We start from the raw sequence: 25,556 nt of genomic DNA, 5'->3' as shown, positions 1-25,556 counted from the left end.
ATAAGCCTCTTAGCTTGATATTTGTTAGCCATCTAGACCATCTAGTGCAGCAAACATTGGCTCATATAGCGGCTTCGCTAAGGTAGTTAACGCTGCTGATAGCGCTTTAAACGCATCTTGGTCACGCAGTACGTACTGCCAAATGGCGTGCTGCGAGCAAGTATCATATATTGTATCTATGTGATAGCTAGGTCTTAACCAATCCGAGAAGTCTGCTCGTTTTGGCCAATAGCTACCGTTCTCACTCTCTTCAGATTTTAGGCACTTATCAAGATAACTGAGCGCGTACTCTGGCAATAACGTAATGGGTAATTGACCCGATAGCTTGGCAAAAATTGCCCACTTTATCAGCTCAACTACTGCATCTTTATACACAATTGGGCTTAGTTTAAATGCAATTACTTTGTCATATTTTTTGACTTGCGAATTAGATTTATTAAAGCGCCAAATGCTCACACCGTCGTTTAATGCCGCTTGTTCGGCAGTGGTGCGTCTGGCAACTTGCCAATACAGATGTGACAACCAAAACTTGAGTAAATGCCTAGGACTGGCAGAATTGGGCAATATATTTAACCACTGTTTGGGTGATTTCTCGGCGTAGGACATACCTGCCTGTAGAGGAGAGCGACTATTATGAGTATCTATCGACACTGATATTGGCGCTAATATTGGTACTGAGCCTTTTATCTTAATGATTTTAGGTAGTAACTTAAGCAGTGATTCATTGTCAGTACGATTTAGTATGGTCGCCAGCTCTATCTGAACAGGGTGCTCAGAGGTTGGAGTCAGTAACTGTAAACCACCTGCGCTATCTTCTCCAGCCTCATCAAAGCCATTAGCAGCTAGCTGCTCTTTGAACTCTAGACATTGCTGTTGCAGTTTCTGTTGTTGATTGGGCAATGTAGTTTGGCGAGCCACACCTGCCGGCATGATTTTTTGATACATCAAGATTTGACTGTCTTGTTTAGACGTGTTGTCAGCATTCTTATCGGTGGCATCGTTGCCCAGTTTATTTATCAAATGCTCTTTAATCTGATAGGTGGTCAAACTGTCTAGAAACAGTGGCTCTTGATGCGCCATTGCTTCCTCGCCTTGCACCACATGTACCTTTTGGGTACGTAAAAATGCCTTAGCAGGATGACGTACTTGGTAGGCTAATACTCCCTCAACGTCTATCTCTCCAATGTTAAATACAGTATCAGACAGGGTCTTGATGAGCGCCTCATTCATATCGCTACTATCACTGACATCAGCAGTACTATCTAGCGCTAGCATCTCAATCAATACAGAGAAAGTTTGACTGTCTACTTGTCCCATCTGACCCAAACCTTGACCAAGCACCTGAGAAATAGATTCATATTGCTCTTTTGTCGGCAATCCTACCAGCTGTGGATGCTCGCTAGATACTCGACCCTTCAAGGTATCAAACACAGCTTGCCAAAGCGGCGCAGGCGGAAACTGCTTTTTTTGCGCTAATTTGGTTTTGCGCATGGCTTTATTTAAGATAGCGTCTAATTCATCAGTCATATCAACAGGGATGTTATTTTGAATACCGATATCTGCATTCTGATTGGGTTTAGAAGTATGATTTGAAATATCAGCATCTTCAATTGCAGTCTCAAACAGACTCTCATGAAAAGGCAGTGCGGGATGCTCAGTCAGCAGCCACTGCTTAATTAATTTAGGCAAATAGCGCTTGAGGCTCTCGGTAGTGGGATCAATATTCTCAGGCAATGTTTCAAGCGAGTTCACCTGCCATTGCACTTCGCCTTGCAAAAACTGCAATAGCTCACTCACTGGGTTGGCTGGCAGATGCTCATGGGTGTCCGTCAAGCTTTGACCGTTATAAAATATCCAGCAAGCACTGCGCGCGCACAGTAGCGCATCTAAAAATGCGCCGTTGTCATCATCTTCACTGACTCTGTCACCGCGACGTGCATTAGTCGCTTTTATCAAGTCATAGCGGTTATCACGGTCACGCCCAGGAAACTCAGAGAGGTTCATATTAAGCATCACTACCAATTCAAAGGGCACGTTTCTTAATGCACCAAATTTACCAAAGGTAATTACCCCAGTTGGCTCCGCACTGACCTGCTGACTTTCAAGCTCTGCTTCGATACTGTCTAGCATAAAGCTTAGCTTTAGCGGCAACTGCTCTACACCTGCCAGCCTTTGCTCTACTTCTCTGTTGTCAACATCACCACTAGAGTACTGCCTATAGTGACGATTGGCTCGCAGACTTGACTTAAAGCCATTCATTGCGTTGTAAATGGCGCGCATGGTACGCGTTTGATCCACATCGCCAAAGTAGCGATGGATAACTTGTAGCTCAATCTGATCAAGCCAGTCTTCTGCTTTCATTTTTTGTGTATGATCATCACGTCGTGCGACCAAGCCAATGTAAATACGGCAAAGGGCTTCAACAATCATTGCATCGTTTAGGCTCACCTGTGGCAGCGGCAAGCTCATTTCTGGCAACGCAGTGCTTGGCCAATCATCCTGAGCTAAGGGATATAAGCAGTCACTCAAACTGGCTTCTGGCATCACCAGACCTAACGTTAGTCTATCTAGCGCTTGAGCGAAGCTAAATCGATAATCATAGTCGTTACTGTCTAAGGTTTGCTTGAGATGTAACTCATCAAAACCACGGATGAAACCTGCCTCTACCAACAAATCGCAACCACGGCTCATTTGTTCGCGTGTTAACCCAAAACTTTCAAACAAAGGCGGTAGCATCAGCCAGTCCAAGACCTCAGCCGCCTCAAAACGGGCGCTTTGACTGCCTAACAGCTTATAAAAACCAATAATGGCTTCCCATAACTGGCGAATGTCTGTATCAACAACACCAGTCACCTTAGCAGGCAGAGTCAAACCATCTTGACCTTTACCATTAACAAAAATAGAGCTGATCAGCGCATGATGCCGCTCAACATCAGGTAGCAGAACAACAATATCGGATATATGACGCTTTTTCTCGCCAAGTTTGAGAGGCTCATTAAGCCAGCGCCCAATCATAATGCGCAGCACTTCAAGCTGACGTTGTAAACTATGGCAGGAATGAATGCTTAGGCTATTATCTTGCGCAGATATTGCCCAAAAACGGTCTTTTTCAAAGCGCTTATTTTCTAATGCCTCATCTTCATACCATGGTGTTTCTTGCTCTTCATCAAAGCCCAGCTCTATTTGCTTACTTACTTCCTGTGAAACTTTTGCAGCCGTTGCTTGCTGGGTAGATTTTTCATCAAGCATCAACACATCGTTTTGCAAACGTCTAAGTAAACTTGGGCTATTTTGCACAGTTTGAGAGCTATTAATGTTGTCAATCTCATAGACGCTATCATCAAAATCCAGACCAAACTCATCATCACTATTCTCAAAGTTATCTTGCCACTCTACAAGCGCATCTTGATATTGCTCATTACCTGACAAGTTGGCAAGCATCGCAAAGGTATCGCGTGACTGCTTGCCCAAACGTGACAGCAAGCTGTGCCCATAATCACGTAAGAATACACTTTCGGGATTAATAATCTGCTGGCGTTGCAACCACGATTTATCAACAATATCCGCCCAAAACAGCTTTGATGGATTGTAATGTAATAGCGTGATGTCCATATATTTTGACAATCGCTGCAAAAAATCAAGCTCGGTCTGCGGCAATTGCTGAATGGTGAAAATACGTAGGACTTTGGGTAACTGACTTTGCTCGCCAGCCTTATTTGACTTTAGTGCTTGCCAAAATATTTCTTCCAATACAACGCGGTGCTGATGTACATCGGCAAATAAATGCGACCATAAGAAGCGCTGAGCAACTTCTAACTCAGCATAATGCTCAACCAACCACTCAGGCGTGCCGCGCGCATATTTATCAAAGCGCAATGACAAGGCATCTTTATCTGCTATCAACTCGCTCACATTGAGCGGCTTATTATGCGACCATAGTGCCAGCCAATCTTCACGATGGGTCAGATAGCGGTTAAACACCCGCGCCAAATCACTTGCCAGCTGCCAAATACGCGCATCTTGTTGCGCTTTATCCTGTCGTAAAAGGTCTTGTTGCACATTGTCTTGCTGAGCATTTTCTTTTGGCTCATCAATCAAAGACGCCAGTAGTGGATTAACTGGATGTTTTTCATCTGCAATAATCGATTCTTGATAGTAGGTCAAATAGCCAAACAATCGCCATTGCATCACCGTTGGCGACAGTACCGCAACCTCAGGCACATTTAAAGTGACCGCTTCTGGATTCTGCTCCAACAAATATGTGTTATGACGGCTCAACACATCCTGCATCAATGTCCACTGATATTGACCCCAAAATTTAGTATGCACTAAGGTGCTAATACCAGCACGGCTGGCAATGGTCTTATCCAACCAATCGCCCAAAACCATTGAAGGCACAATGACAATAAAAGGCTCAAAAATAGGCTGATTTTTGGACTGATATTGCACAAGAAGCTGATCAACGAGATTTTCGGTGCGGTGGGATTGTATAATTGTAAACATAGATGACCATCAACTTAGGACAATAAAACAAGAGGTAAAAAACACATATTATTAATAAGCGACATTCTATAATAACACGCGTACATTGAGCACAAATACTGACAAACACGCCAAACATGAAAATTAGCGACTTTTCTATCGTTAGCTAGAACTAATTTCTACACATTACGATATAACAATTATCAACGTTAGCAGGAATATTTAACCATCGTGGTCTTTTCAGTTTTCTGCTAAAATACCAACCCTTTTATGCTTTTAATAATTTATATCATCATTAACATGCTTGAAATATATAAAGCACAAATAAATGGTTTAGCATTAACGTCGTCTTGTATATAACGATGTTAGGCTATGTAGAAGACATAGCGTTGTAGTGTGCCATTAACGCAACAGGCTTGCTAGTAACGTATGTGATATTGCGACATCTAGTGTCGTATGTAAGAATGACGTGCTTTTTATCGAGCATAAAGTGTGTCATGCATAAATATTATAGAGTCTTACCTGCATATTATTACTACTGTTTTGACTTCCTATTTGTCCATTTCCTCAAAAATAAGCAACGCCCTATGAAAGACTATAAACTCATTTTGGTTGGTCTACTGATATTGCTACTTATTGTCGCTATTGGTATTTTTACTTGGTTATGGCAGAGCAACCGTAAAAATACTCATCCGCTACCTATTGCAGTCAGTCAAAATGAGCAGTCAGCAACAGATAACGCCGATAGCGCGCCTGCAAGTGTCTTACGTATACAAGCAGAAAATAGTATGCAAGTGCCGCTTAATGATGTCATTGCTAAGTTTGAGCAGCGCTATCCAAACGTGCAGCTACTGGTAAACTATGTTGCCCCATCGGTACTATTTACCCTGCCTAATATGAGTCATCCACAGCAGAACAGCTCGGATTTTATGGTGAGTATTGATATCGTCATTGCTAATAGCAAAATATCTCAAACACAATTATCACGTTTACAAAATATATTAAATGTGGCTCAGGCTGAGCGTAATGCCAGTAAAATCAATGCCAATGGTATGACCCAAGAGACGAGTCAGCCCAATAATATCGACCCCTCTATTAACAATGATAATAATCAAGCGCGGCACTTAGCCTCTTTTAATTATGCAATAAAAGGCAGCAGCGCGGTTGATGGGGTTATTTTGACCGAAAATCCAATGACGAGCAGCTTTCGTAACTTTTTGCTCTCAAGTAGCGGACAGGATGTGCTAAAAAAACACGGTTATAATGATATAGATGGTTATAAAAATAGTGTAGATGAGCTGTTTAACCCTGCATCGAGCCATAAACGCGCTCGAGGGGAGTCTTCCGTGAAGCTTACCGATGCTCTTAGTAACGGTCAGAAGTGATAATGACTATTATGATTGGCTTGTAAAGACTCTTGACAAACAAAGATAGCTGTCTTTCTACTCTAGAACGAATTGCTTTTATGCCCTTTTTTTTCTACAATAACCCTCCCTTATGCGCCTATAGCTCAACAGGATAGAGCAGTTGCCTCCTAAGCGATCGATCCGAGTTCGAGTCTTGGTGGGCGCACCATATTACTATACCGCACTAACCCCAATTACCCCATAAGCCTATACGCCACGGGTTTTTTTGATGTCTTATCGCATCATAACATTGCATAACTTACGATGCATTTTCATACAGCATACCGTCAAAACACAAAATATCCGGCATCGCTTATTAAGCCAACCAGCTCATGCTTTTAGGATGTCCAAACTTATTAAAGGCATGAGAATAGTTATCCACTTTCAAAATACAAAAAAGCCTTTCAAGCTTTATACTTCATAGCTTAAAAAGCTTTATCAATCACATATTTTTATCTAGGTAAGGGTCTTAATATTGGGGTTTGCCTAAAGCCGCTCTTACTCTATCTTCAACATCGATTTCGCCACAGCTTCGGCCACTTTTATGCCATCAATCCCTGCTGATAATATGCCGCCTGCGTAGCCTGCGCCCTCGCCTGCCGGAAATAAGCCTTTGGTGTTAATGCTCTGGAATTCTTTATTGCGTTTAATACTTATTGGTGACGATGTTCTAGTCTCTACACCAGTTAGTAAACCGTCGTCAGATGAAAATCCTTGGATTTTTTTGTTAAACGCTGGAATGGCTTCACGTATGGCATCCACGGCAAAGTCAGGTAACGCTTTGCTTAAGTCGGTTAAGGTAATGCCCGGTGTGTAAGAGGGTTTTACATCGCCTAATTCTGAGTCTGGTTTGCCTTTTAAGAAATCACCAATGGTTTGCGCTGGTGCACTGTAGTCTTTGCCGCCTAATTCAAACGCTAAAGTTTCTAGTTGTCTTTGTAATTCGATACCAGCAAGAGGATGGTTTGGGTAATCTCGCTCTGGGTCGATACCTACCACAATAGCACTGTTGGCGTTGCGCTCGTTCCTTGAATATTGGCTCATGCCGTTAGTGACAACACGGCCTTCTTCTGATGTTGCGGCAACCACAGTTCCGCCTGGACACATACAGAAGCTATAAACAGAACGACCATTTTTGCAATGATGAACCAGTTTATAATCTGCAGCGCCAAGTATTTCGTTTCCAGCATTGTCACCAAAGCGTGCTTGGTCTATGGCTGACTGTTTATGTTCAATCCTAAAGCCAATCGAGAAAGGTTTTGCTTCAACATACACGCCTTTATCATAGATCATTTGGAAGGTATCACGGGCGCTATGACCAACAGCAAAAATAACATGGTTAGTTTTTAAGATTTCGCCATTACTAAGTGTCACGCCAGTTACTTTTGAGTCAGTGATATGCAAGTCATCTACGCGAGTAGCAAAACGGACTTCACCACCGAGTTTTATGATCTCGGCACGCATTTTTTCTACCATGGTGACTAATTTATAAGTACCTATGTGTGGTTTACTAACAAATAAGATTTCCTCTGGTGCGCCAGCTTTTACAAATTCTGTCATGACTTTACGGCCATAATGATTGGGATCTTTCACTTGGCTATATAACTTGCCGTCGGAAAAAGTACCTGCTCCGCCTTCACCGAATTGTACGTTTGACTCTGTGTTTAATTTACGCTGACGCCAAAAGCCAAAGGTGTCTTTGGTGCGTTGTCTTACTTCATTACCACGTTCAATGATAATAGGTTTAAAACCCATTTGGGCAAGGGTGAGTCCAGCCATTAATCCACAAGGACCAAAACCAATAACAACAGGGCGCTCGGTTAAATCTTTTGGCGCTTCACCTACATATTTGTAGCTGGTATCCGGTGTTGCTTTAACATGGTTGTCTGACTCAAATTGAACCAGTAAATCATTGGTTAAATCCGAGTCAGTCAGTGTGATGTCTAGCGTATAAATTAATTGGATATTTCTTTTATTACGAGCATCATAACCACGTTTAAACATCACAAATGACGCCATTTGCTCAGGAGAAATTTTGAGTTTTGTCGTTATAGCAGTCGTTAGATCTTCAGGTGCATGATTTAATGGCAATTTAATTTCAGTTAAACGTATCATTGGTTACTCATAAACTCGTGTAGAAAACAGTCTCGCATTTTACTGGTACTGATACAAATAAGCGAATAAATATTTTACTTATGCAGGGTAAATTTATGGATTTGACAGCAGGGGTCATATCAAAGTAACCAACTACTTGCGAAAACTAAATAACCTAAAAAATTTAAGCTTAACTATTTACAATAAATGTGAGCAATCACTCAAATTACCAACTAATTTTTAATTTGCTGTGAAATATAACTATCTAAACCCTACCCTAATAATGATGACTGCATGACTGAATTTACCCGACACGACAAACAAAGCGCCCCAACAGACAGCCAAGCATTGCTTGATGTGTCTATCAAGGCTTTTTGCTTGGTGCCAAACTTACACGCTGTGATGGTAGAAGCACCCGGACTACTTAAAGGCTATCAACGTCTGCACCGGCTATTTTTGGACAGCCGTTTTGATGATGCAGAAACCACCGTTGTGTGGCAAAGCAGCAATGTCGAACACGCCTGCCATTAATGCCTGCCCAAACCGGCATTGCTAAAAGTATGAAAGTAGATGACGCGATAACCGACGCCTTGCGTAATGAGACCGCATTACCAATAGCACGTCTAGAAGCACTGCGCGACTTTACTCTTTCTGTAATTCGTAACCGTGGTGAGGTTGATGATAGCGCGGTACAAGCGTTTTTAGAGGCGGGATTTACTAAGCGTCAGATTCTGGAAATTATGCTTGGCGCGGCGCAAAAAGGCATGAGCAACTATGCTAATCATCCATACTAGCCATCTGACCAATACTCCGATAGACAAGCTATTCCAAAAATTCGAATGGCATAAAGCTTACTAATAATACTGACTCATAATGTGACCGGTTTGGGATTATCATAATTTCTCTAAGGTCTTTATACTGTTGTTTGAAAGGCTGTTGTTCAAAGGTCAATCGGGCAGCAGTTTTTCCAGTTAAATTCATCGACAATCGCTAACGAGAAATTATATGGAACATTCAGCGCCGTTATCATCAGAACAATTATTGTCACAGCAACCATTAAAAATAGATATCGTATCAGACGTCGTTTGCCCTTGGTGTATCATCGGCTATCGACAGCTGGCTGAGGCATTGGAGCAAACCAATACCGCATATGACATTCAATGGCATCCGTTTGAGCTAAACGCGAACATGCCAGCCGAAGGACAAAATCTGCGCGAGCATATCATCGAGAAGTACGGCAGCAGCGCGCAAGAATCTAACGATAGCCGAATCAGAATGACAGCAGCAGGGGCAGAAGTTGATTTTGAGTTCCACTTTACTGACGACACGCGGATACATAATACTTTTAATTTGCACCAACTGCTACATTGGGCAGATCAGCAAGGGCGCATGCACGATTTGAAGGAGGCTTTATTTAGCGCTCATTTTACCAATAATCGTAATATCTCTGATGGTAAGGTGCTGGCAGATATCGCCGCAGAGATTGGCTTGGATCGTACAGAAGCATTAGCCGTACTTAAAGACCAACGCTTTGCTAAAGACGTGCGCGCCGCTGAGCTACACTCGCAGCAACAAGGCATTCAAAGCGTGCCAGCGGTTATTTTTAACAACCGTTATCTGATTAGTGGCGCGCAAGGGGTTGAGAATTATATGAGCATTCTAAAGCAGTTGGCTGATATGCCCGATTAATATTTGACTAAAGCCAGTCAAACCATATCTAAAATTTCTGAGCCTTGCTGTAATACTTAAACGGACATTTTATGATCAAAAAGATATCTTTGTTAATACTTGCAGCACTTGCTATCGTTCTGTTTTTTCATTTTGACCTGAACCAATTATTAACGCTTGATGGGTTGAAAGGCTCAATGGCGCAATTTAGCCAATATAAAGAACAAGCGCCATTCTTGGTTATTGGTAGTTTTTTCTTACTGTATGTATTGGTAACTGCGCTATCCTTACCGGGCGCGGCTATTCTGACCTTGGCCGCAGGTGCATTGTTTGGTTTGGTTGAAGGTTTATTGGTTGCCTCTTTTGCCTCCAGTATTGGTGCCACGTTGGCCTTTTTAGTTTCACGCTATCTTCTACGTGATACGATTCAGCAGCGTTTTCCAGAACGTCTTGCGGCTATTGATGCTGGCGTTAAAAAAGAAGGCGCATTTTACTTATTTACTTTGCGTTTAGTGCCGATATTCCCGTTCTTTTTAATCAATCTGCTCATGGGTGTCACCGCGATTAAAGCGCGGACATTTTACTGGGTGAGCCAAATTGGTATGTTGGCCGGTACTTTTGTGTTTGTAAATGCCGGTACCCAATTGGCGCAAGTTGAGAGCTTGTCAGGTATTTTATCGCTTAATCTGTTTTTATCCTTCGCATTATTAGGGCTTTTCCCACTCATTGCTAAAGTAATTTTAAATGGTTTTAAAAAACGTCGAGTCTATAAAAACTATCATCAACCTAAAAAATTCGACCGTAATATGATTGTCATTGGTGCAGGTGCGGGCGGCTTAGTGACGAGCTATATTGCAGCGGCTGTGAAAGCAAAAGTCACCTTAATCGAAGCTGGGGAAATGGGCGGTGACTGCTTAAACTATGGCTGTGTACCCAGTAAAACAGTCATTAAAAGTGGCAAAGTTGCGGAACAAATTCGTCATGGCGAGCGTTACGGCTTGGACAATATGATCCCACAATTCTCATTCAAAAAAGTAATGGCACGCGTACAAAAAGTGATTGACGACATTGCGCCGCATGACAGTGTCGAGCGTTACACCGATTTGGGAGTAGAAGTCATCAAAGGCTACGCTACATTAATTGACCCATGGACAGTAGAAGTCAAACTTAACGACGGCGGTACGCAAACACTGACAGCACGTACTATCGTTATCGCGACAGGCGCACGCCCCTTTATCCCGCCATTACCGGGTATTGAAAACACTGGCTATGTCACCAGCGATACCATATGGGGTAAATTTGCTCAGCTTGATGAAGCACCAAAAAAGCTCGTGGTACTCGGCGGCGGACCGGTTGGCTGTGAGCTGGCACAAAGTTTTGCTAGGCTTGGTTCAAGCGTTACCCAAATTGAACGGGGTGCTCGCCTGATGAAAAAAGAAGATGCTGAGGTGTCTACCCTTGCACATAAATCATTAACAGCAAGCGGTGTTAATATTCTAACCGAGCATCAAGCGATACGTTGCGAAGCACGTGGTGGTAAGAAACTCATTATCGTTAAGCATCAACAACAAGAATTTGCTATTGAATATGATGAGCTGCTTTGTGCCGTAGGTCGTAGCGCGCGCCTTGAAGGTTACGGTCTTGAAGCATTGGGTATCGAGACGGATCGTACGATTGTAACCAATGAATATTTAGAGACTTTATATCCAAACATCTATGCTGCGGGCGATATCGTTGGCCCTTATCAGTTTACTCATGTAGCCTCACATCAAGCATGGTTCGCCGCTGTAAATGGTCTTTTTGGTCATCTTAAAAAGTTCAAAGTTGATTATCGGGTGATACCGTGGACGACCTTTATTGATCCAGAAGTCGCGCGCGTGGGCATTAATGAGCAAGAAGCCTTAGATAAAGGCATCGACTATGAAGTCACCCGTTTTGAGTTTAAAGAATTAGACCGCGCCATTACTGAAGGCGCAACTGAAGGCTTTATCAAGGTCATTACCCCTAAAGGCAAAGATAAAATCCTTGGGGTGACGATCGTCTCTGAACATGCAGGCGACTTATTGGCGGAATTTGTATTGGCAATGAAGCATAATTTAGGGCTTAACAAAATACTCGGCACTATTCATAGCTACCCGACTTGGGCTGAAGGCAACAAGTCGGTAGCCGGTGAATGGAAACGGTCACATGCGCCTGAAGGCGTTTTAAAATGGATAGAAAAATATCATGCGTGGCGTCGGGGATAATCATTCGACAATCTATGAGATAATTTGCGATAATCCGTTTTTAAGTAAAACTTTGTTTGATAAAACAGGTATTCTTACTAGCTTGACGATATAACGTAACAAGCATCCTTGCCACTCGAACTTTAAAAATAAATGTTAGATCACAACTGGACTCTACATGCCCGTTATCAAGTCTTTGCGCAGATACAACATATCTCGCCTTTATTGGGTAATGCTTGGCATTGTTTTAAGTATTTGGATGGGCATCACAGCAAGCACGGCAATTACCCGTACCAGTATCGAAGAGCAGTCGTACTGGCAGCAGATAGAAACGCAGGGTAAAAACCAAGCGGTTTACTTTTATGCATGGGGCGGTGATCCGCAGATAAATGCCTACCTAAAATGGGTAGCCAAGCAAGTTAAGACCAAATACAATATCAATTTAGTACATGTCAAACTCAGTGATACCAGCGAAGCCGTCAGCCGAGTATTAGCTGAAAAATCGGCAAGTAATAACAGCCAAGGTAGCGTTGATTTGGTATGGATAAATGGGGCTAATTTTGCCACTATGAGCGAGCACTCATTATTATTGAAACAATGGTCCAATAAACTACCAAACTTTGCCCTTACCGACCCCGATAATAATCCTGCCGTTACCTTTGATTTTGGTATTCCTACTGAAGGTATGGAAGCGCCATGGGGTCAGGCGTCGCTTACTTTTTATTACGATAGCTTAGCGATTGACGAAACAAAAAACAATCAACCACCGACCACGTTAAATGAGCTAGCACGCTGGAGCGCTGAGCATCCTGGACGCTTTAGTTATCCTAAGCCGCCTGACTTTTTGGGCATGAGCTTTTTGAAATATGCCTTAGTCATGCTCCACGAGCAAAGCCCTGACAGTATAGTCAAAAATAGTAAAGCACAGCTGAACCAGCCAGCGACCGAGCAGAATACAGCGCTAGTCTTAGAGCCATTATGGCAGTTTTTAGATAAGTTGCACCCGACTTTATGGCGTAAGGGCGAGTCTTTTATACAAAGTGGCGCGCAGATGCGCCGCTTAGTCGACGATACCGAACTCAGCTTAGCCTTTACCTTTTCAGCGCCGGAGATACCTGCTGCGGTACAGCGTTATGATTTACCGACAAATATTCGTAGCTATGGTATGGATGACGGCAGCTTGAGCAATACCCATTTTGTCGCCATTCCTTATAACGCCAGCCATCAAGCTGGCGCACAGTTGGTTGCTAACTTTTTACTCAGCCCCGCCGCGCAGGCACACAAACAAAAACCTCATATCTGGGGCGATAGCACTGTGCTGGTTCAATCCATGCTCAGCCCCGAGCAACAAGCCTTATTTAAAACCAGCACGCCACATCCTAGCGCTTTGCCTGTTAACAGTATCAAACGCACAGTGAGCGAGCCGCATCCCAGCTGGGTTGAGGCAATTATGCAAGGCTGGCAGATGCGTTATGGGGTCAGTCCATGAATGCCGAGCCTAATAAAAAAGCAGACGATAAAGAATCCAAGAGAACTGCGAGTGAAGAAACCGATAGCGTACCAATAGCGCATTACAAGGTCGATAACTTTACAAGGCTTGTAAAATTGAGCCCGCGATTTTTACTGCTGCTACTTATATTGCCGGTACTGGGCGGTTTAATCAGTGTGCTATTACCGGCCTTTGGTTGGGCGCCAGCACTTGAGCAAACAACATTTGGTCTGCAAGGTTTTAGGGCGCTTTGGCAAACGCCGGGGCTTGCGCAGATGGTTAACCTGAGCATAGCAGCGGGCTTAATAAGTACCTTGCTCGCCTTTGTCATAACGCTCATGATGCTGGCTGCTTTTTTTAATAGCGCGTGGCTGAGTCGTATTGAGCGTCTGCTGAGCCCTATTTTAGTCATTCCACATGCAGCAGCTTCGATTGCCGTTGGTTTTTTGATTGCGCCATCTGGTATGTTCTCTCGCATAATCTCACCGTGGTTAACTGGCTGGGAGCTGGCACCGCACGGTATATTCCCGCACGATGCTTATGGCATCAGCATTATTTTGGGCTTAACGCTAAAAGAGCTGCCGTTTTTATTACTCATGGCGCTTGGTGTATTGGCACAGCCTGAATTTGGCAAGAAGTTACACCAGCAGCACAAAGTAGCGCTCAATTTAGGCTACTACCCAATGACAGCTTTTTTTAAAGTGGTATTGCCCAACCTTTATCCGTTGTTACGTCTGCCTATATTTGCCGTACTTGCCTATGCCAGCGCCAGTGTCGAGATGCCGCTTATATTAGGTCCCAATACCCCGCCAACACTTGCTGTTGCCATTATGAACTGGTTTAATGATGTTGATTTAAACTTACGTATAAAAGCCTCTGCTGGTGCCGTATTACAGCTTGCCCTAACCGCTGGCTTACTTGCCTTTTGGCTGGCTGGTGAAAAGGTTGTAAAGTACTTATGCAAGCAGTCCATCACTAATGGTCGACGCAATTATGGCGATACTGTTTGGCAAAAAATAACCGTCGTCGCCACCACTGTGGTTATCGGTTTTATAGTAACGGCATTGATTGGGCTAGTGATGTGGTCGGTTGCAGGGTTTTGGCGCTTTCCAGCAGCGCTACCAGAGCAATTTGTACTACTACATTTTCAAAGCGCTTTTATGCAAATAGGCAGCCCACTCTTTAATACGATTACTATCGGTCTAATGACGACCACTTTTGCTGTGGTGCTCACTTTACTCTGTTTAGAATCAGAACAGCTGACTGACAAAGCTATATCCCCTTTTACCAGTTTGATTATTTACTTACCACTGTTAGTGCCCAGCATTGCCTTTTTATTTGGCTTGGTATGGTTACAGCAATTGATCAATAACCAAACCGAGTTTTTTAACGTGGCTTTTACCCATTTATTATTTGTCCTGCCTTATGTGTTTTTATCGCTATCGAGTAGCTACCGGCGTTTAGACCCTCGTTTTGCCAATGTGGCAGCAAGCCTTGGCGCTACCCCTAGCAAAGTGTTTTTTCAAGTTAAATTACCACAGCTATTTGCACCTATCTTGATTGCAGTAGCATTAGGCTTGGCGATCAGTTTTGGCCAGTATTTACCAACTTTGCTAGCGGGTAACGGACGTATAGCTACTATAACGACAGAAGCAGTTACCCTTGCTAATGGCGCCAGCAGACGCACGAGCGCTGTTTATGCCATCATCCAAATGGCGCTACCACTAATCGGTTTTACGCTGGCGTGGATACTACCTAAGTACTTTTTTAAAAGTGCGAGGCTTTAAAACAGAACTCAAAGCTCATGTTTTTAAACATAGGTCACATTATAGGACTCTTGATGCAATCCTCTTTACAGATAAAAAACTTACAGCTTTATCGTCAAGACCAGTTACTGCTTAGTTTAAATGAGCGAGTCAATGGCGGCGAGATACTTACTGTTATGGGACCTTCAGGCAGTGGTAAATCGAGTCTACTAAACTGGCTAACCGGTACACTTGCCAGCAGCTTTAGCGCTAATGGTGAAGTCTGGTTGAACGAAAAAAATATTGATAATTTGCCAACGCATTTGCGCCACATTGGGGTGCTATACCAAGATGCCTTATTGTTCTCGCACTTATCGGTTGCGGGTAATATTGCCTTTGCGATGTCTAAAGCTAATAAAGAAAGTGGTAAAAAAATCAATAAAAAACAACGGCTGGAAAAAATAGATGAAGCACTGACACAAGTGGGTTTAGCGGGTATGGGCAACCGCCATCCTGATAGCCTATCTGGTGGCCAACAAGCGCGGGTTGCGTTACTACGACTGCTTCTTAGCGAACCGAAAGCTATTTTACTCGACGAGCCATTTAGCAAGCTGGACACCCAACTAAGAGTAGATACACGCCAATTGGTATTTGAGCAAATTCGTAATCGTAATCTACCTGCTATTATGGTCACTCACGACCATAGCGATGCTGAGGCAACCAATGGCACAGTGATTCATTTAGAGAGTGTTTGTTTAAAAGGCGTTTCAGAACCCTAATTTTAGAGCCATAGTTTTAGAGCCATCAGATGAACCAAAAAGGCAACCAGCATGCTAGATAAGTACCTCACTCCCATTATAAAACCACTGTTAACGCCAGTAGTGATACTACTGCATAAGCGTTCTATAACGGCAGATCAGCTGACGGTGGTAGGGTTTTTAATTGGGCTGCTGGCATTACCATTACTTGCCTTTGAGTATTGGTATGCAGCATTAGCGGCTATTGTTTTAAACCGGATTTTTGATGGACTTGACGGGGCGCTAGCGAGATATGCCAAGCAAAGCTCAAGCGCTGGTGGCTACTTAGACATTACTCTCGACTTTTTATTTTACGCAGCGATTCCGCTTGGATTTATCCTTGCTAATCCTGAGCAAAACGCAATCGCTGGTGCCTTATTATTAGCGACATTTATTGGAACGGGCTCAAGCTTTTTAGCCTTTGCTATTGCGGCTGAAAAGTTTAAAATTGATAGACCACAGTTTAAATATAAAAGCTTTTATTACTTAAATGGTCTCACCGAAGGTACAGAAACTATTGCGCTATTTATAGCCTTCTGCATCTGGCCGCAGCATTTTGCCTTTTTCGCGACGCTCTTTGCTATTGTCTGTACGATTACTATTTTTACCCGCATATACGGCGGTTACCATACCCTCAAACAGCAAGAAGGCAAAATCTAATCAGCGTAGAAACTGAAATAAATGGAGCAACCAATGACATATGAAATATGGTGGCGACTTGGCTTCTTTTTAAGCATTTTAGTGATAATGATGCTATTTGAATGGCGAAAACCCGCACGACAATCGCCCATTAAAAGTAGCAAGCGTTGGTTCGCTAATTTTGGCTTGGTATTTGTCTCATCGCTTATTGCCCGCCTAGCAGTACCGATTGGTCTGACTACGGTGGCAGTTTATACCCAGAAAAACGGTATTGGCTTATTTAATCTAGTAGAGTTGCCAAGTATTATTGTCATTGTGCTTAGTTTGGTTTTGCTTGATATTTTAATTTATTGGCAACATCGACTGTTTCATCGCGTCCCTATATTGTGGCGTTTGCACCGTGTCCATCATGCCGATGCGCATGTTGATACCAGCACCGGTCTTAGGTTTCACCCGCTTGAAATTATACTCAGTATTCTGATAAAGCTGATTGCCGTTATCGTACTGGGCGTGCCTGCGATAGCCGTACTCATATTTGAGATCGCGTTAAATGGTTTAGCATTGTTCAATCATGCCAATATTCGCCTGCCACCAGCCATTGAAAAACCAGCGCGCCTGATATTAATGACCCAAATTTTGCACCGTATCCACCATAGCCAAGTCGTCAGTGAGACCAATTCTAACTATGGCTTTAGTGTCATTTGGTGGGATAAATTTTTCGGTAGCTATAAAAGTGTCGCAAAAAAAACCGATGCTCAACTTGATATCGGTTTAATTGAATATCCCATTGCCCAACAAAATGCCTCATTGTGGCGCTTATTAATCATGCCATTTCAGAATAAATGAGTGTCTTATGCATGGGTTGCTGCCATGTTATTTATATCACCTTTATAAAGCGCTTCCAAAGATAACGCCATATCTTCGGCAACTTCATGGACAGCGCTACTATCAACTTCACGCTGAGCAAAAGCACGTAGAACCATGACTTCAGCTTGCAATCTTCGACCAAGGCGGGCAGGATTTAGCTGATTGTCTATCTCTCCGAGCTGCTGCGATTTGATAAAACAGATTATAAAGTATGTTTCCATCCCTGCGAGCATTGCTTCAACTTTCTGCAAAGCTGATGCCTCGCGTGCACCAAGCTCCAATAAACTCTTGACCAGCATACACGCACGCCTCGGTAATGCCTCATCGCGTAGACCGCCAAGTAAACGCAAATAAGCCGCCAACCCCAACAATGGCGAGCGGTGTTTGCTCAAGGTAAGCTCTAGCTCAGCCATTGCCATACGGGCATAGTAATCCAGTGCTTCTTGAAACAGCCCATCTTTGCTACCGAAAGCGGCATAGATACTACCGGGGCGCATATCGAGCGCCTTTTCTATATCCTTTAAAGAGGTGGCATGAAAACCCTTTTTCCAGAACAGCTGTAACGCTCGATCTAAAGAGTCTTGTCGATTATAAAGGGTGGCACGAGCAATGATGGATTCCAGTTTCTGCAAAGCCGTGATCCAGTGAGTAAGTAATGACAGTAGGATAAACGCGACAGCATAAATTTGAGTGATTGCTCAACCTTATCTTGAATAGTCATTACCGTCCAATTAAAGTTAAGCAACCAAGCTATATCATGACCCTTATTTCATTATCTATACGAGAAAGGAAGTCACATGGCTCAGAACAAAATAGCGCGCAATACAGTAGCTCAGAACAACGCTTGAGTAACATGCCAGCCCATCCCGACGTTATCCGCGCCCTCACCCACTTGCGTAGTGCAGGCTTTCGATTGGTAACCTTAACCAACTCACCGAGTAGCACATCACCCACGCCATTAGAGAAGGCAGGATTGAGCAAGTTCTTTGAACATAACTTTAGCGTTAAGAGCGTCGGTAAATTTAAACCTGCTCCCGAAATTTATCATCTGGTTGTTAAGGAATTGTCTGTTGAAACCTCAGAGCTGTGCTTAGTTGCCTGTCACCTTTGGGGCATCATAGGCGCACAAGCCGCTGGCTGCCATGCCGCATTTCTCACGCGACCACATAATACCAATCTCTTAGCAGCCAATGTTCCCGTTCCAAATTTCGTCGCAGCGGATTTGAACCAGCTTGCTGAGCAAACTATCTTGAGCAAGCAAATATAACTCTGTCATTGCAATATCAATCTTTGTTACGCACAATGATTATTTGGTGCCACTCATTATAAATACTAACCAATAGGCAAACTTATGATTAAAATCATTCCCATCCTCACTTTTGCATTGCTCGCCTCCTCTTGTGCAACTCTTGGACAAAATATGCCCACATCTCAGAATAACCAATCAGTCAAAGAGACTGCTACTTATGTAAACACTGCAGATGGATTGGTCACATTAGAGAGTGATTATTCAGTTAAAGAAACTGCCGATAGATTCGAATCTATTATCAAAGAAAAAGGTCTAACGCTATTTAGCAGAATTGATCACCAAAAAAATGCTAAAGGTGCTGATTTAGAGTTAAGACCAACAGAAGTGATACTTTTTGGTAATCCGAAAGCGGGCACCAAACTGATGCAATGCGCTCAAAATGTGGCGATTGATTTACCGCAAAAAGTACTTATTAGCGAAGGCGCTGATACAAAGGTAACGCTTTCATACAATAACCCCGACTATCTTAAAGCACGCCACAATATTCAGGGGTGTGACAAAGTCATCAGTGACATATCCACGCTTCTTGGTAAGCTAAGCACTGCTGCGACCTCAAAATTAGCGTAAGTTCCTGACAATTTTTGAGTGCACATCACCTAAGTCATTAGAGTTATAAAATGATTACCTAGCATACATGACGACAGGTTAATGATATATACATTGATGCTTTTGTTGGTGCTCTAAAAAATATACTGTTATCAGGCATAACCATAATTGATATAAAAGAACACCAAATTAAATGCCTTAAAATAGATTATTAAGCTTTTTAGACAAACAACAGATTATTCTAACGACTCCTTTTAGTTGGTGCCTAAGACGGTAGTTATTATCTTTTATGCTGATAGAAATATAGATAAATTTAAGCTGTTTAAGACGACATCGCAACTTTCTTGCCATAACTAAGTCGCGTTTGCCCCGAATATAAGCCACTAGTCTCACAATACTAATAGGCATCTATAGACACTCCAAAAAACGACCCAACAATGATACACTTATATATTAATTTAACAGCGCTAATAAATATAACCAAAAAAACTAAGGAAAGATAAAAAATGAAAATTGTAATCTTAGAATCTCTAGGGATTAATGATGAATCGTTCAATATAATAACAAAACCTTTAACGGATAATGGTCATGAATTAGTGATATATAATGATGGTAAATTAGATGACGAGACTATTAAGAACAGAATAAAAGATGCCGAGGTTTTAGTACTTGCTAATACACCATTAAGTAGCGATGTGATTGATGCTGCAGAAAAATTAAAGTATATTTCAATCGCCTTTACTGGTTATAACCATATCGATTTAGAAAAGTGTAAAGAGAAAGGCGTTAATGTTTCAAATGCCGCAGCCTATAGTACCCACTCGGTAGCAGAGCTTACTTTTGGACTAATAACGGCACTGTTACGTAATATTGTGCCGCTAGATGCGATAACCCGCGAGGGTGGTACTAAGAATGGTTACCGACAGAATGATTTAAATGGTAAAACCTTAGGCATATTAGGTACTGGCGATATCGGCAGCGCCGTCGCAAATTTAGGTTTGGCTTATGGCTGTAAGGTCATTGCTTATAACAGAAGCATAAAACAAGAACTGGTGGATAAAGGGGTAGAATATAAGTCGCTAGATGACGTCTTAAAAGCAAGTGACATTGTTACCCTTCATATCCCACTGACCGCTGAGACCAAAAACTTGATTGATAAAGATAAGCTGGCACTGATGAAAACCAGTTCATTCTTAATCAATACCGCCATTGGACCGATTGTTGATCATGATGCATTAGCAGAGTCACTGCACAATGGCACCATAGCTGGTGCTGGTTTAGATAGAGTTGAAATGGAACCACCTGTTCCTACAGATTATCCTATCTTAGATGCCCCGAACACGGTACTTCTTCCGCACGTCGGCTATGCAACAGAGGAAGCGATGGTAAGAAGAGCTGAAATTACCTTTGACAATATTGTTAAATGGGAAGAAGGCGTACAAGAGAATATCGTTATTTAAAACAGTGGAAACAAAAAAATCTATCGTCACGGTAGGTTTTTTTATTGCAAGGAAATAAGAGAGCGATCTAGTGAGACTGCAAAATAACATGAGAAAGTTGATTCATTTTTTCTCACTTAATGTTACCGCTATTGTGATTTAAAATGATAATTAATGCAGGTTGAAGGATAAATCAAGAACTTTGTTTTTTTCATAAAAAAACTGCGCTAACAACTTAATTGCTAGCGCAGTCTTAAAGGCAATAAATGACATATTCGAATTAACGATTATGCATCTATATGTCTTATTTTACTGGACGGATGAACGGCATATGACGATTCACGTCTTTGTACAGTAAGTATCTGAATGGACCAGGTCCACCAGCATAACAAGATTGTGGGCAGAACGCGCGCAGCCACATAAAGTCACCTGCTTCAACTTCGACCCACTCACCGTTTAAGTGATAGACCGCTTTACCTTCCAATACATACAAACCGTGTTCCATCACATGAGTTTCATCAAATGGAATCACGCCACCTGGTTGGAAAGTAACGATATTTACATGCATGTCATGACGCATATCAGACTGTTCTGTAAATCTAGTCGTTGTCCATACGCCACCAGTACCCGGCATTTCAATGGCTTCAACATCATGATCACTAGTTACAAACGCTTCAGGCACATCAACGCCTTCGCAATGTTGATAAGCTTTACGAATCCAATGGAATTTAACATGCTTGTCGCTATTGTTTTTTAGCGTCCATTTGCAGCCAGGTGGTAAGAATGCATAACCACCTGATTCAAGATGATGCGACTCACCTTCAATAGTAATATCCATTTCGCCTTCAACGATGAATATAACGCCTTCGGCATTGGCATCTAGCTCAGGCTTTTCTGAGCCACCATTAGGCTCAATTTCGACAATATACTGTGAGAATGTTTCAGAGAAACCTGAAAGTGGACGTGCAAGTACCCACATCCGCATGCCAGTCCAAAAAGGTAGATAGCTAATAACAATGTCGGTTAATACACGTTTAGGGATAATCGCATAGGCTTCAGTGAAGATAGCGCGATCAGATAGTAATTGTGTTTGAGGAGGCAATCCGCCAGTTGGTGCGTAATAAGTACTTTTTGTTGACATTATTAATCTTCCTTAGTGGTTTTTGGTTTTGTACTGCAAAATCAAGTGTCTGAACCTTTGAGTTTGAATCGTGGAACAAAGTTTAGGTATACCCGTTTGGCTGGGACTTTCCTTTAAACACTAAATCAGGTGCAGCTTGAAAGGCTATACTATCGTCAAAATCGCTAGACATAGCCCGGTGGTTTAAATCGTTTTTATTTCGTTTATCGATCACTGCTGCTATTTTTTTCTAATGGCGCAGAGACCTGTGATTCATCTAAAATCTCACGATTTAGCCAGTTGCAAATTTGTTAGCCAGAAATACGTAAAATTTCTCTTTCGACTAGAACTTTTTGAATGTTAAAAATATTGATTTGAGAGTTATGCACCGCATACAAGGTTGCACCAGTTGGTGAAGGTGCCCAAGCGTTGTTCGCACCAGTCTATAGATATTATATTTTAGATGATATTATAGCGGTTATTTCTTTTATCAAAAATCGCGCAAACATCTTTACCTAATTATGCTTTACTAAAAAAAGCACTCGCAAAGTCAATATTCACATTTCAATTTTCGTAAGCTACAACCCATGGCTGATCACGCATGGTATTTTTAGGCACAACCGGAGTATTAATCCCTTACAAATCAGGGAGCAATTCAGACAAGCGCGGAATGGCGAGTATACGTGATTTTAGTCCATTACAAATCAGTAAGCAGTTTTAGCTATACACATACAATTATTATTAATGAAAATAATAAATTACACTGATTAAAACAACCAATAAATATAAGCTTAAAAGCAGATACTTATTCTAATCATTTTTTTATAGCAAATCATACATCCAATGATTAATCTTTCCCTGAACTGTTAACCTATTATGTCAGTACAAAGCCTTTACACAGAGTCCAAGACTTACCATAGCTATATAGGAATAACCGTTCCGATTATCCCCATATGGTAGTAGATTTTGCTAAACAGTGCAATAGAAATTCAGTCGTCTGCGCCATTTATTCTAAATATTGCTAGATAAAATACCATTCTCCTCTCACATTGTTATTAGAGAATATCTGGGCGCAGTGACCTGAAATAAGTGGTAAACATAAAAAATACCATACTGTTGTTTTTTGGTTTATATAATTGTGATACTGCTAGTAGATCGTAAATTGTTTCAGAGCATAAATGATTTAATCATTGCAGCTCAAATCGTGAGTGCCAAAATTCGAGCTCATATACGCATCAGGATAGCGCTTGAAGCATGTTCTAATCAGCTTATATAAAGCTCAAGTTCCAACTCTTATGTCCTGTAAAGCACTTTAACCACATGCCAGCCGAATTTAGTTTTTACCAAATGGGGAGTAAAGAGTTCGCCATTGAAGCAGACTTTATCAAATGCAGGTACCATTTGACCTCGTTTAAACTCGCCTAAGTTGCCGCCTTTTTTACCTGATGGGCAAGTTGAATGTTTCTTAGCCAGTACATCAAAATGGGCGCCTTTTTTAAGCTTAGCAATAATATCGTCAGCCAACTCTTTGTCTTTTACTAAAATATGTAATGCGCTAGCTATAAGAGCCATAATGTAAACCTTTTATAAAATATCGCTTATCGAGCCATTATATCACAACTTACCTTGGCTACTGACCTCACTTATATACCCTACTTCATCAATAACTCCTGCTGCCAAAACTATATAAAAAATTTGAAAGTTTTTACTTACTAGGATTTTCGAAATAGCTTATTATAATGTTGCGGTTCCAGCAAACCTATTTCTTCTATAATAATAATTAAATAAAAAACCGACTGCCACTTTTAACAGTAACAGTCGGTTTTTTATTGATATATTCTAAGATTAGAAAGAAGTACGGCGATAGTTACGGTATTTAGGTAACCAGAAATTAGACTGTAAGCGACGTTCTAAATTTTCCAGCGTTACAGGTAATGCTAATTTATCTTCAACCGCTTGTAGGGCAACAGCATAGGCTATTTTTTCGCTAATCTCTCTAATGTATTTAATAGGCGGCAATATGGCACCAGGTGCTTTTTCATATTCCATTGAAATATCTGCCAGTGCTTGGCTAGCAGCCGTCAGCATATTATCGCTGATACTCGTCGCACGTGCTGCTAAAACGCCTAGACCAATACCTGGGAAGATATAGCTATTATTACACTGAGAAACCTCAAAATTCTGACCGTCATAAGTTGAATTAGGGAAAGGGCTACCTGTTGCTACGATTGCTTTACCTTTGCTCCAGTTCGTCACTTCCTGCGGTGTGGCTTCAATACGCGACGTTGGATTTGACAGCGGCAATACAATTGGATTTTCAGTATTAGCACATAACGATTCGATTAGATCTTTGGTAAACAGACCTTTTTGCCCGCTCACGCCAAACAATACGGTGATTTTTGCTTGCTTAACCACTTCTGATAAACTGAGCTCTTGGCCCTTATCCCAACTCGCAATATCCGATCTTTTTTGTACTAATGAGGCTTGGAATTCCTGCAGTTCTGTCATGTCGTCAGTTAGTAAGCCATAACGATCCACCATAAATACCTGTTTACGCGCCTGCTCTTCTGATAACCCTTCGCGCTGCATTTGGCGAATAATATGCTCAGCAATACCGCAACCAGCCGAGCCTGCACCTAAGAATGCTATTCTTTGCTCACTGAGTTTTTGACCTTTATTCAAACACGCTGCAATCAATGTACCGACTGAAACGGCAGCAGTTCCTTGAATATCATCATTAAAGCAGCACAGCTCATCACGATATTTATTCAATAATGGTGTGGCGTTCTCTTGGGCAAAATCTTCAAACTGTAGTAATACTTCTGGCCAGCGACGTTTAACGGCTTGAATAAATAGATCTACAAACTCGTTATATTCATCGCCAGAAATGCGTGGATTTCTCCAGCCCATGTACATAGGATCGTCAAGCAATTGCTGATTGTTAGTACCAACATCTAATAAAATCGGTAAGCAATAAGCTGGGCTAATACCGCCACAAGCCGTATATAAAGATAGTTTACCGATTGGAATGCCCATGCCGCCAATACCTTGGTCACCTAGACCTAAAATACGCTCACCATCAGTGACAACAATGACTTTTACTTTTTGTTTGGTGGCATTTTGAAGCATGTCATCAATTTTGTGGCGTTCAGGATACGAGATAAATAAACCACGCTTACGGCGATAAATTTGTGAGAATTTTTCACAAGCTTGACCAACCGTTGGGGTATATATGAGCGGCATTACTTCCTCAATATGCTGCTCAATCAAATGATGAAATAACGTCTCATTAGTATCTTGAATATTACGCAAGTAGATATGCTTGTCTATATCAGTGGTAAACGAGCGAAGCTGATGATAAGCGCGTAATGATTGTTCTTCAATCGTCTCAATCGTATGTGGTAATAAACCGGTTAGATTAAAGCTATCACGCTCTTCTGATGAAAAAGCGCTACCTTTATTTAACAATGGGGTTTCTAACAGTGCGGGTCCAGCAAAAGGAATGTATAAAGGACGTTTGTTCGACATAATTAAATCTTCTTATTAAAGGCGTATGAGTAAAAAAGTCTGCTCGGGCTGTATTGTACAGTGCTGCACCATACATAGCATCAGCATCTTTTTCTTATGTAGTGCGTCACTGAGTTGATATGCTAAATACCGAGGTTAAGCATAGCAAGTCAACTTTAGTAATCACTCTATGCGTAAAAACAGCTAGGACAGTTATAATCTA

At 41.9% G+C, this 25,556-nt stretch carries 19 protein-coding genes and 1 tRNA gene; 14 read left to right on the top strand and 6 right to left on the bottom strand.

All coding sequences use genetic code 11. The features are described from left to right. Positions 1-24 precede the first annotated feature (24 nt). Positions 25-4,503 carry an exodeoxyribonuclease V subunit gamma gene (locus AAEY78_RS11445; RefSeq protein ID WP_352339472.1) on the bottom strand — a complete coding sequence of 1,493 codons (4,479 nt, stop codon included), beginning with the start codon at positions 4,501-4,503 and terminating at the stop codon, positions 25-27. Between the two features lie 566 nt (positions 4,504-5,069). Here AAEY78_RS11445 and AAEY78_RS11440 point away from each other — a divergent pair. Together AAEY78_RS11440 and AAEY78_RS11435 are read left to right on the top strand one after the other, a co-directional pair. Further along, on the top strand, positions 5,070-5,867 hold the full coding sequence (locus AAEY78_RS11440) for a hypothetical protein (protein WP_352339471.1): 798 nt from the start codon (positions 5,070-5,072) through the stop codon (positions 5,865-5,867). A gap of 114 nt (positions 5,868-5,981) precedes the next feature. After that, positions 5,982-6,057 (top strand) — tRNA-Arg (locus tag AAEY78_RS11435). A gap of 329 nt (positions 6,058-6,386) precedes the next feature. On the opposite strand, the gene AAEY78_RS11430 is transcribed toward AAEY78_RS11435, so the two are convergent. Then, the gene (locus tag AAEY78_RS11430) at positions 6,387-8,003 is read right to left on the bottom strand and encodes an NAD(P)/FAD-dependent oxidoreductase (protein WP_352339470.1); all 1,617 of its coding nucleotides are present in this window, start codon (positions 8,001-8,003) and stop codon (positions 6,387-6,389) included. A 273-nt stretch (positions 8,004-8,276) separates the two neighbouring features. Here AAEY78_RS11430 and AAEY78_RS11425 point away from each other — a divergent pair, with 273 nt between their 5' ends. From AAEY78_RS11425 to AAEY78_RS11385, 9 genes are all read left to right on the top strand, one after another. Further along, entirely contained in the window at positions 8,277-8,513 is a 237-nt protein-coding gene (locus AAEY78_RS11425; protein ID WP_352339469.1) for a hypothetical protein, read from the top strand. After that, a complete protein-coding gene (locus AAEY78_RS11420) occupies positions 8,477-8,776 on the top strand; it encodes a carboxymuconolactone decarboxylase family protein (protein WP_352339468.1) in 300 nt (99 codons plus the stop codon). Before AAEY78_RS11425 ends, AAEY78_RS11420 begins: the two co-directional genes overlap by 37 nt. Before the next feature lie 211 nt (positions 8,777-8,987). Next, positions 8,988-9,671: a DsbA family oxidoreductase gene (locus AAEY78_RS11415; protein WP_352339467.1), complete on the top strand. Its 684-nt coding sequence runs from the start codon at positions 8,988-8,990 to the stop codon at positions 9,669-9,671. Positions 9,672-9,742: 71 nt separating this feature from the next. Then, positions 9,743-11,896 carry a dihydrolipoyl dehydrogenase family protein gene (locus tag AAEY78_RS11410; protein ID WP_352339466.1) on the top strand — a complete coding sequence of 718 codons (2,154 nt, stop codon included), beginning with the start codon at positions 9,743-9,745 and terminating at the stop codon, positions 11,894-11,896. Positions 11,897-12,053: 157 nt separating this feature from the next. Next, complete coding sequence (locus tag AAEY78_RS11405; RefSeq protein ID WP_352339465.1) at positions 12,054-13,364, top strand: ABC transporter substrate-binding protein; 1,311 nt, start codon at positions 12,054-12,056, stop codon at positions 13,362-13,364. Beyond that, positions 13,361-15,151 carry an ABC transporter permease gene (locus tag AAEY78_RS11400; protein ID WP_352339464.1) on the top strand — a complete coding sequence of 597 codons (1,791 nt, stop codon included), beginning with the start codon at positions 13,361-13,363 and terminating at the stop codon, positions 15,149-15,151. Before AAEY78_RS11405 ends, AAEY78_RS11400 begins: the two co-directional genes overlap by 4 nt. 53 nt (positions 15,152-15,204) lie before the next feature. Next, a complete protein-coding gene (locus AAEY78_RS11395) occupies positions 15,205-15,888 on the top strand; it encodes an ATP-binding cassette domain-containing protein (RefSeq protein WP_352339463.1) in 684 nt (227 codons plus the stop codon). A gap of 51 nt (positions 15,889-15,939) precedes the next feature. After that, positions 15,940-16,566, top strand: a complete 627-nt coding sequence (locus tag AAEY78_RS11390) for a CDP-alcohol phosphatidyltransferase family protein (protein WP_352339462.1) — start codon at positions 15,940-15,942, stop codon at positions 16,564-16,566. 33 nt (positions 16,567-16,599) lie between these two features. Further along, positions 16,600-17,391 (top strand): sterol desaturase family protein, encoded by a 792-nt coding sequence (locus AAEY78_RS11385; RefSeq protein WP_352339461.1) that lies wholly within the window; start codon positions 16,600-16,602, stop codon positions 17,389-17,391. Positions 17,392-17,396: 5 nt separating this feature from the next. Here the strand turns inward: AAEY78_RS11385 and AAEY78_RS11380 are convergent, their stop codons facing one another. Beyond that, positions 17,397-18,044 carry a TetR/AcrR family transcriptional regulator gene (locus AAEY78_RS11380; RefSeq protein WP_352339460.1) on the bottom strand — a complete coding sequence of 216 codons (648 nt, stop codon included), beginning with the start codon at positions 18,042-18,044 and terminating at the stop codon, positions 17,397-17,399. Positions 18,045-18,169: 125 nt separating this feature from the next. Here AAEY78_RS11380 and AAEY78_RS11375 point away from each other — a divergent pair, with 125 nt between their 5' ends. The 3 genes from AAEY78_RS11375 (at position 18,170) to AAEY78_RS11365 (ending at position 20,727) form a co-directional block, all read left to right on the top strand. Further along, entirely contained in the window at positions 18,170-18,679 is a 510-nt protein-coding gene (locus tag AAEY78_RS11375) for an HAD-IA family hydrolase (protein ID WP_352339459.1), read from the top strand. Positions 18,680-18,763: 84 nt separating this feature from the next. Continuing rightward, entirely contained in the window at positions 18,764-19,288 is a 525-nt protein-coding gene (locus AAEY78_RS11370) for a DUF302 domain-containing protein (protein WP_352339458.1), read from the top strand. 485 nt (positions 19,289-19,773) lie between these two features. After that, on the top strand, positions 19,774-20,727 hold the full coding sequence (locus AAEY78_RS11365) for an NAD(P)-dependent oxidoreductase (RefSeq protein WP_352339457.1): 954 nt from the start codon (positions 19,774-19,776) through the stop codon (positions 20,725-20,727). A gap of 283 nt (positions 20,728-21,010) precedes the next feature. On the opposite strand, the gene AAEY78_RS11360 is transcribed toward AAEY78_RS11365, so the two are convergent. The 3 genes from AAEY78_RS11360 to AAEY78_RS11350 all read right to left on the bottom strand — a co-directional run bounded on the left by AAEY78_RS11360 (position 21,011) and on the right by AAEY78_RS11350 (position 25,354). Further along, a complete protein-coding gene (locus AAEY78_RS11360) occupies positions 21,011-21,847 on the bottom strand; it encodes a bifunctional allantoicase/(S)-ureidoglycine aminohydrolase (protein ID WP_352339456.1) in 837 nt (278 codons plus the stop codon). Between the two features lie 1,272 nt (positions 21,848-23,119). Continuing rightward, complete coding sequence (gene ppiC / locus AAEY78_RS11355; RefSeq protein ID WP_352339455.1) at positions 23,120-23,398, bottom strand: peptidylprolyl isomerase PpiC; 279 nt, start codon at positions 23,396-23,398, stop codon at positions 23,120-23,122. Positions 23,399-23,671: 273 nt separating this feature from the next. Continuing rightward, entirely contained in the window at positions 23,672-25,354 is a 1,683-nt protein-coding gene (locus tag AAEY78_RS11350; RefSeq protein WP_352339454.1) for an NAD-dependent malic enzyme, read from the bottom strand. Positions 25,355-25,556 lie beyond the last annotated feature (202 nt).

Origin of the sequence: Psychrobacter sp. 16-MNA-CIBAN-0192 (assembly GCF_040309565.1) — a bacterium.
In the GTDB taxonomy this organism is placed as follows: domain Bacteria; phylum Pseudomonadota; class Gammaproteobacteria; order Pseudomonadales; family Moraxellaceae; genus Psychrobacter.
Note: the sequence above shows the minus strand (reverse complement) of the source record. Positions and strands in the feature narration are given on the sequence as shown.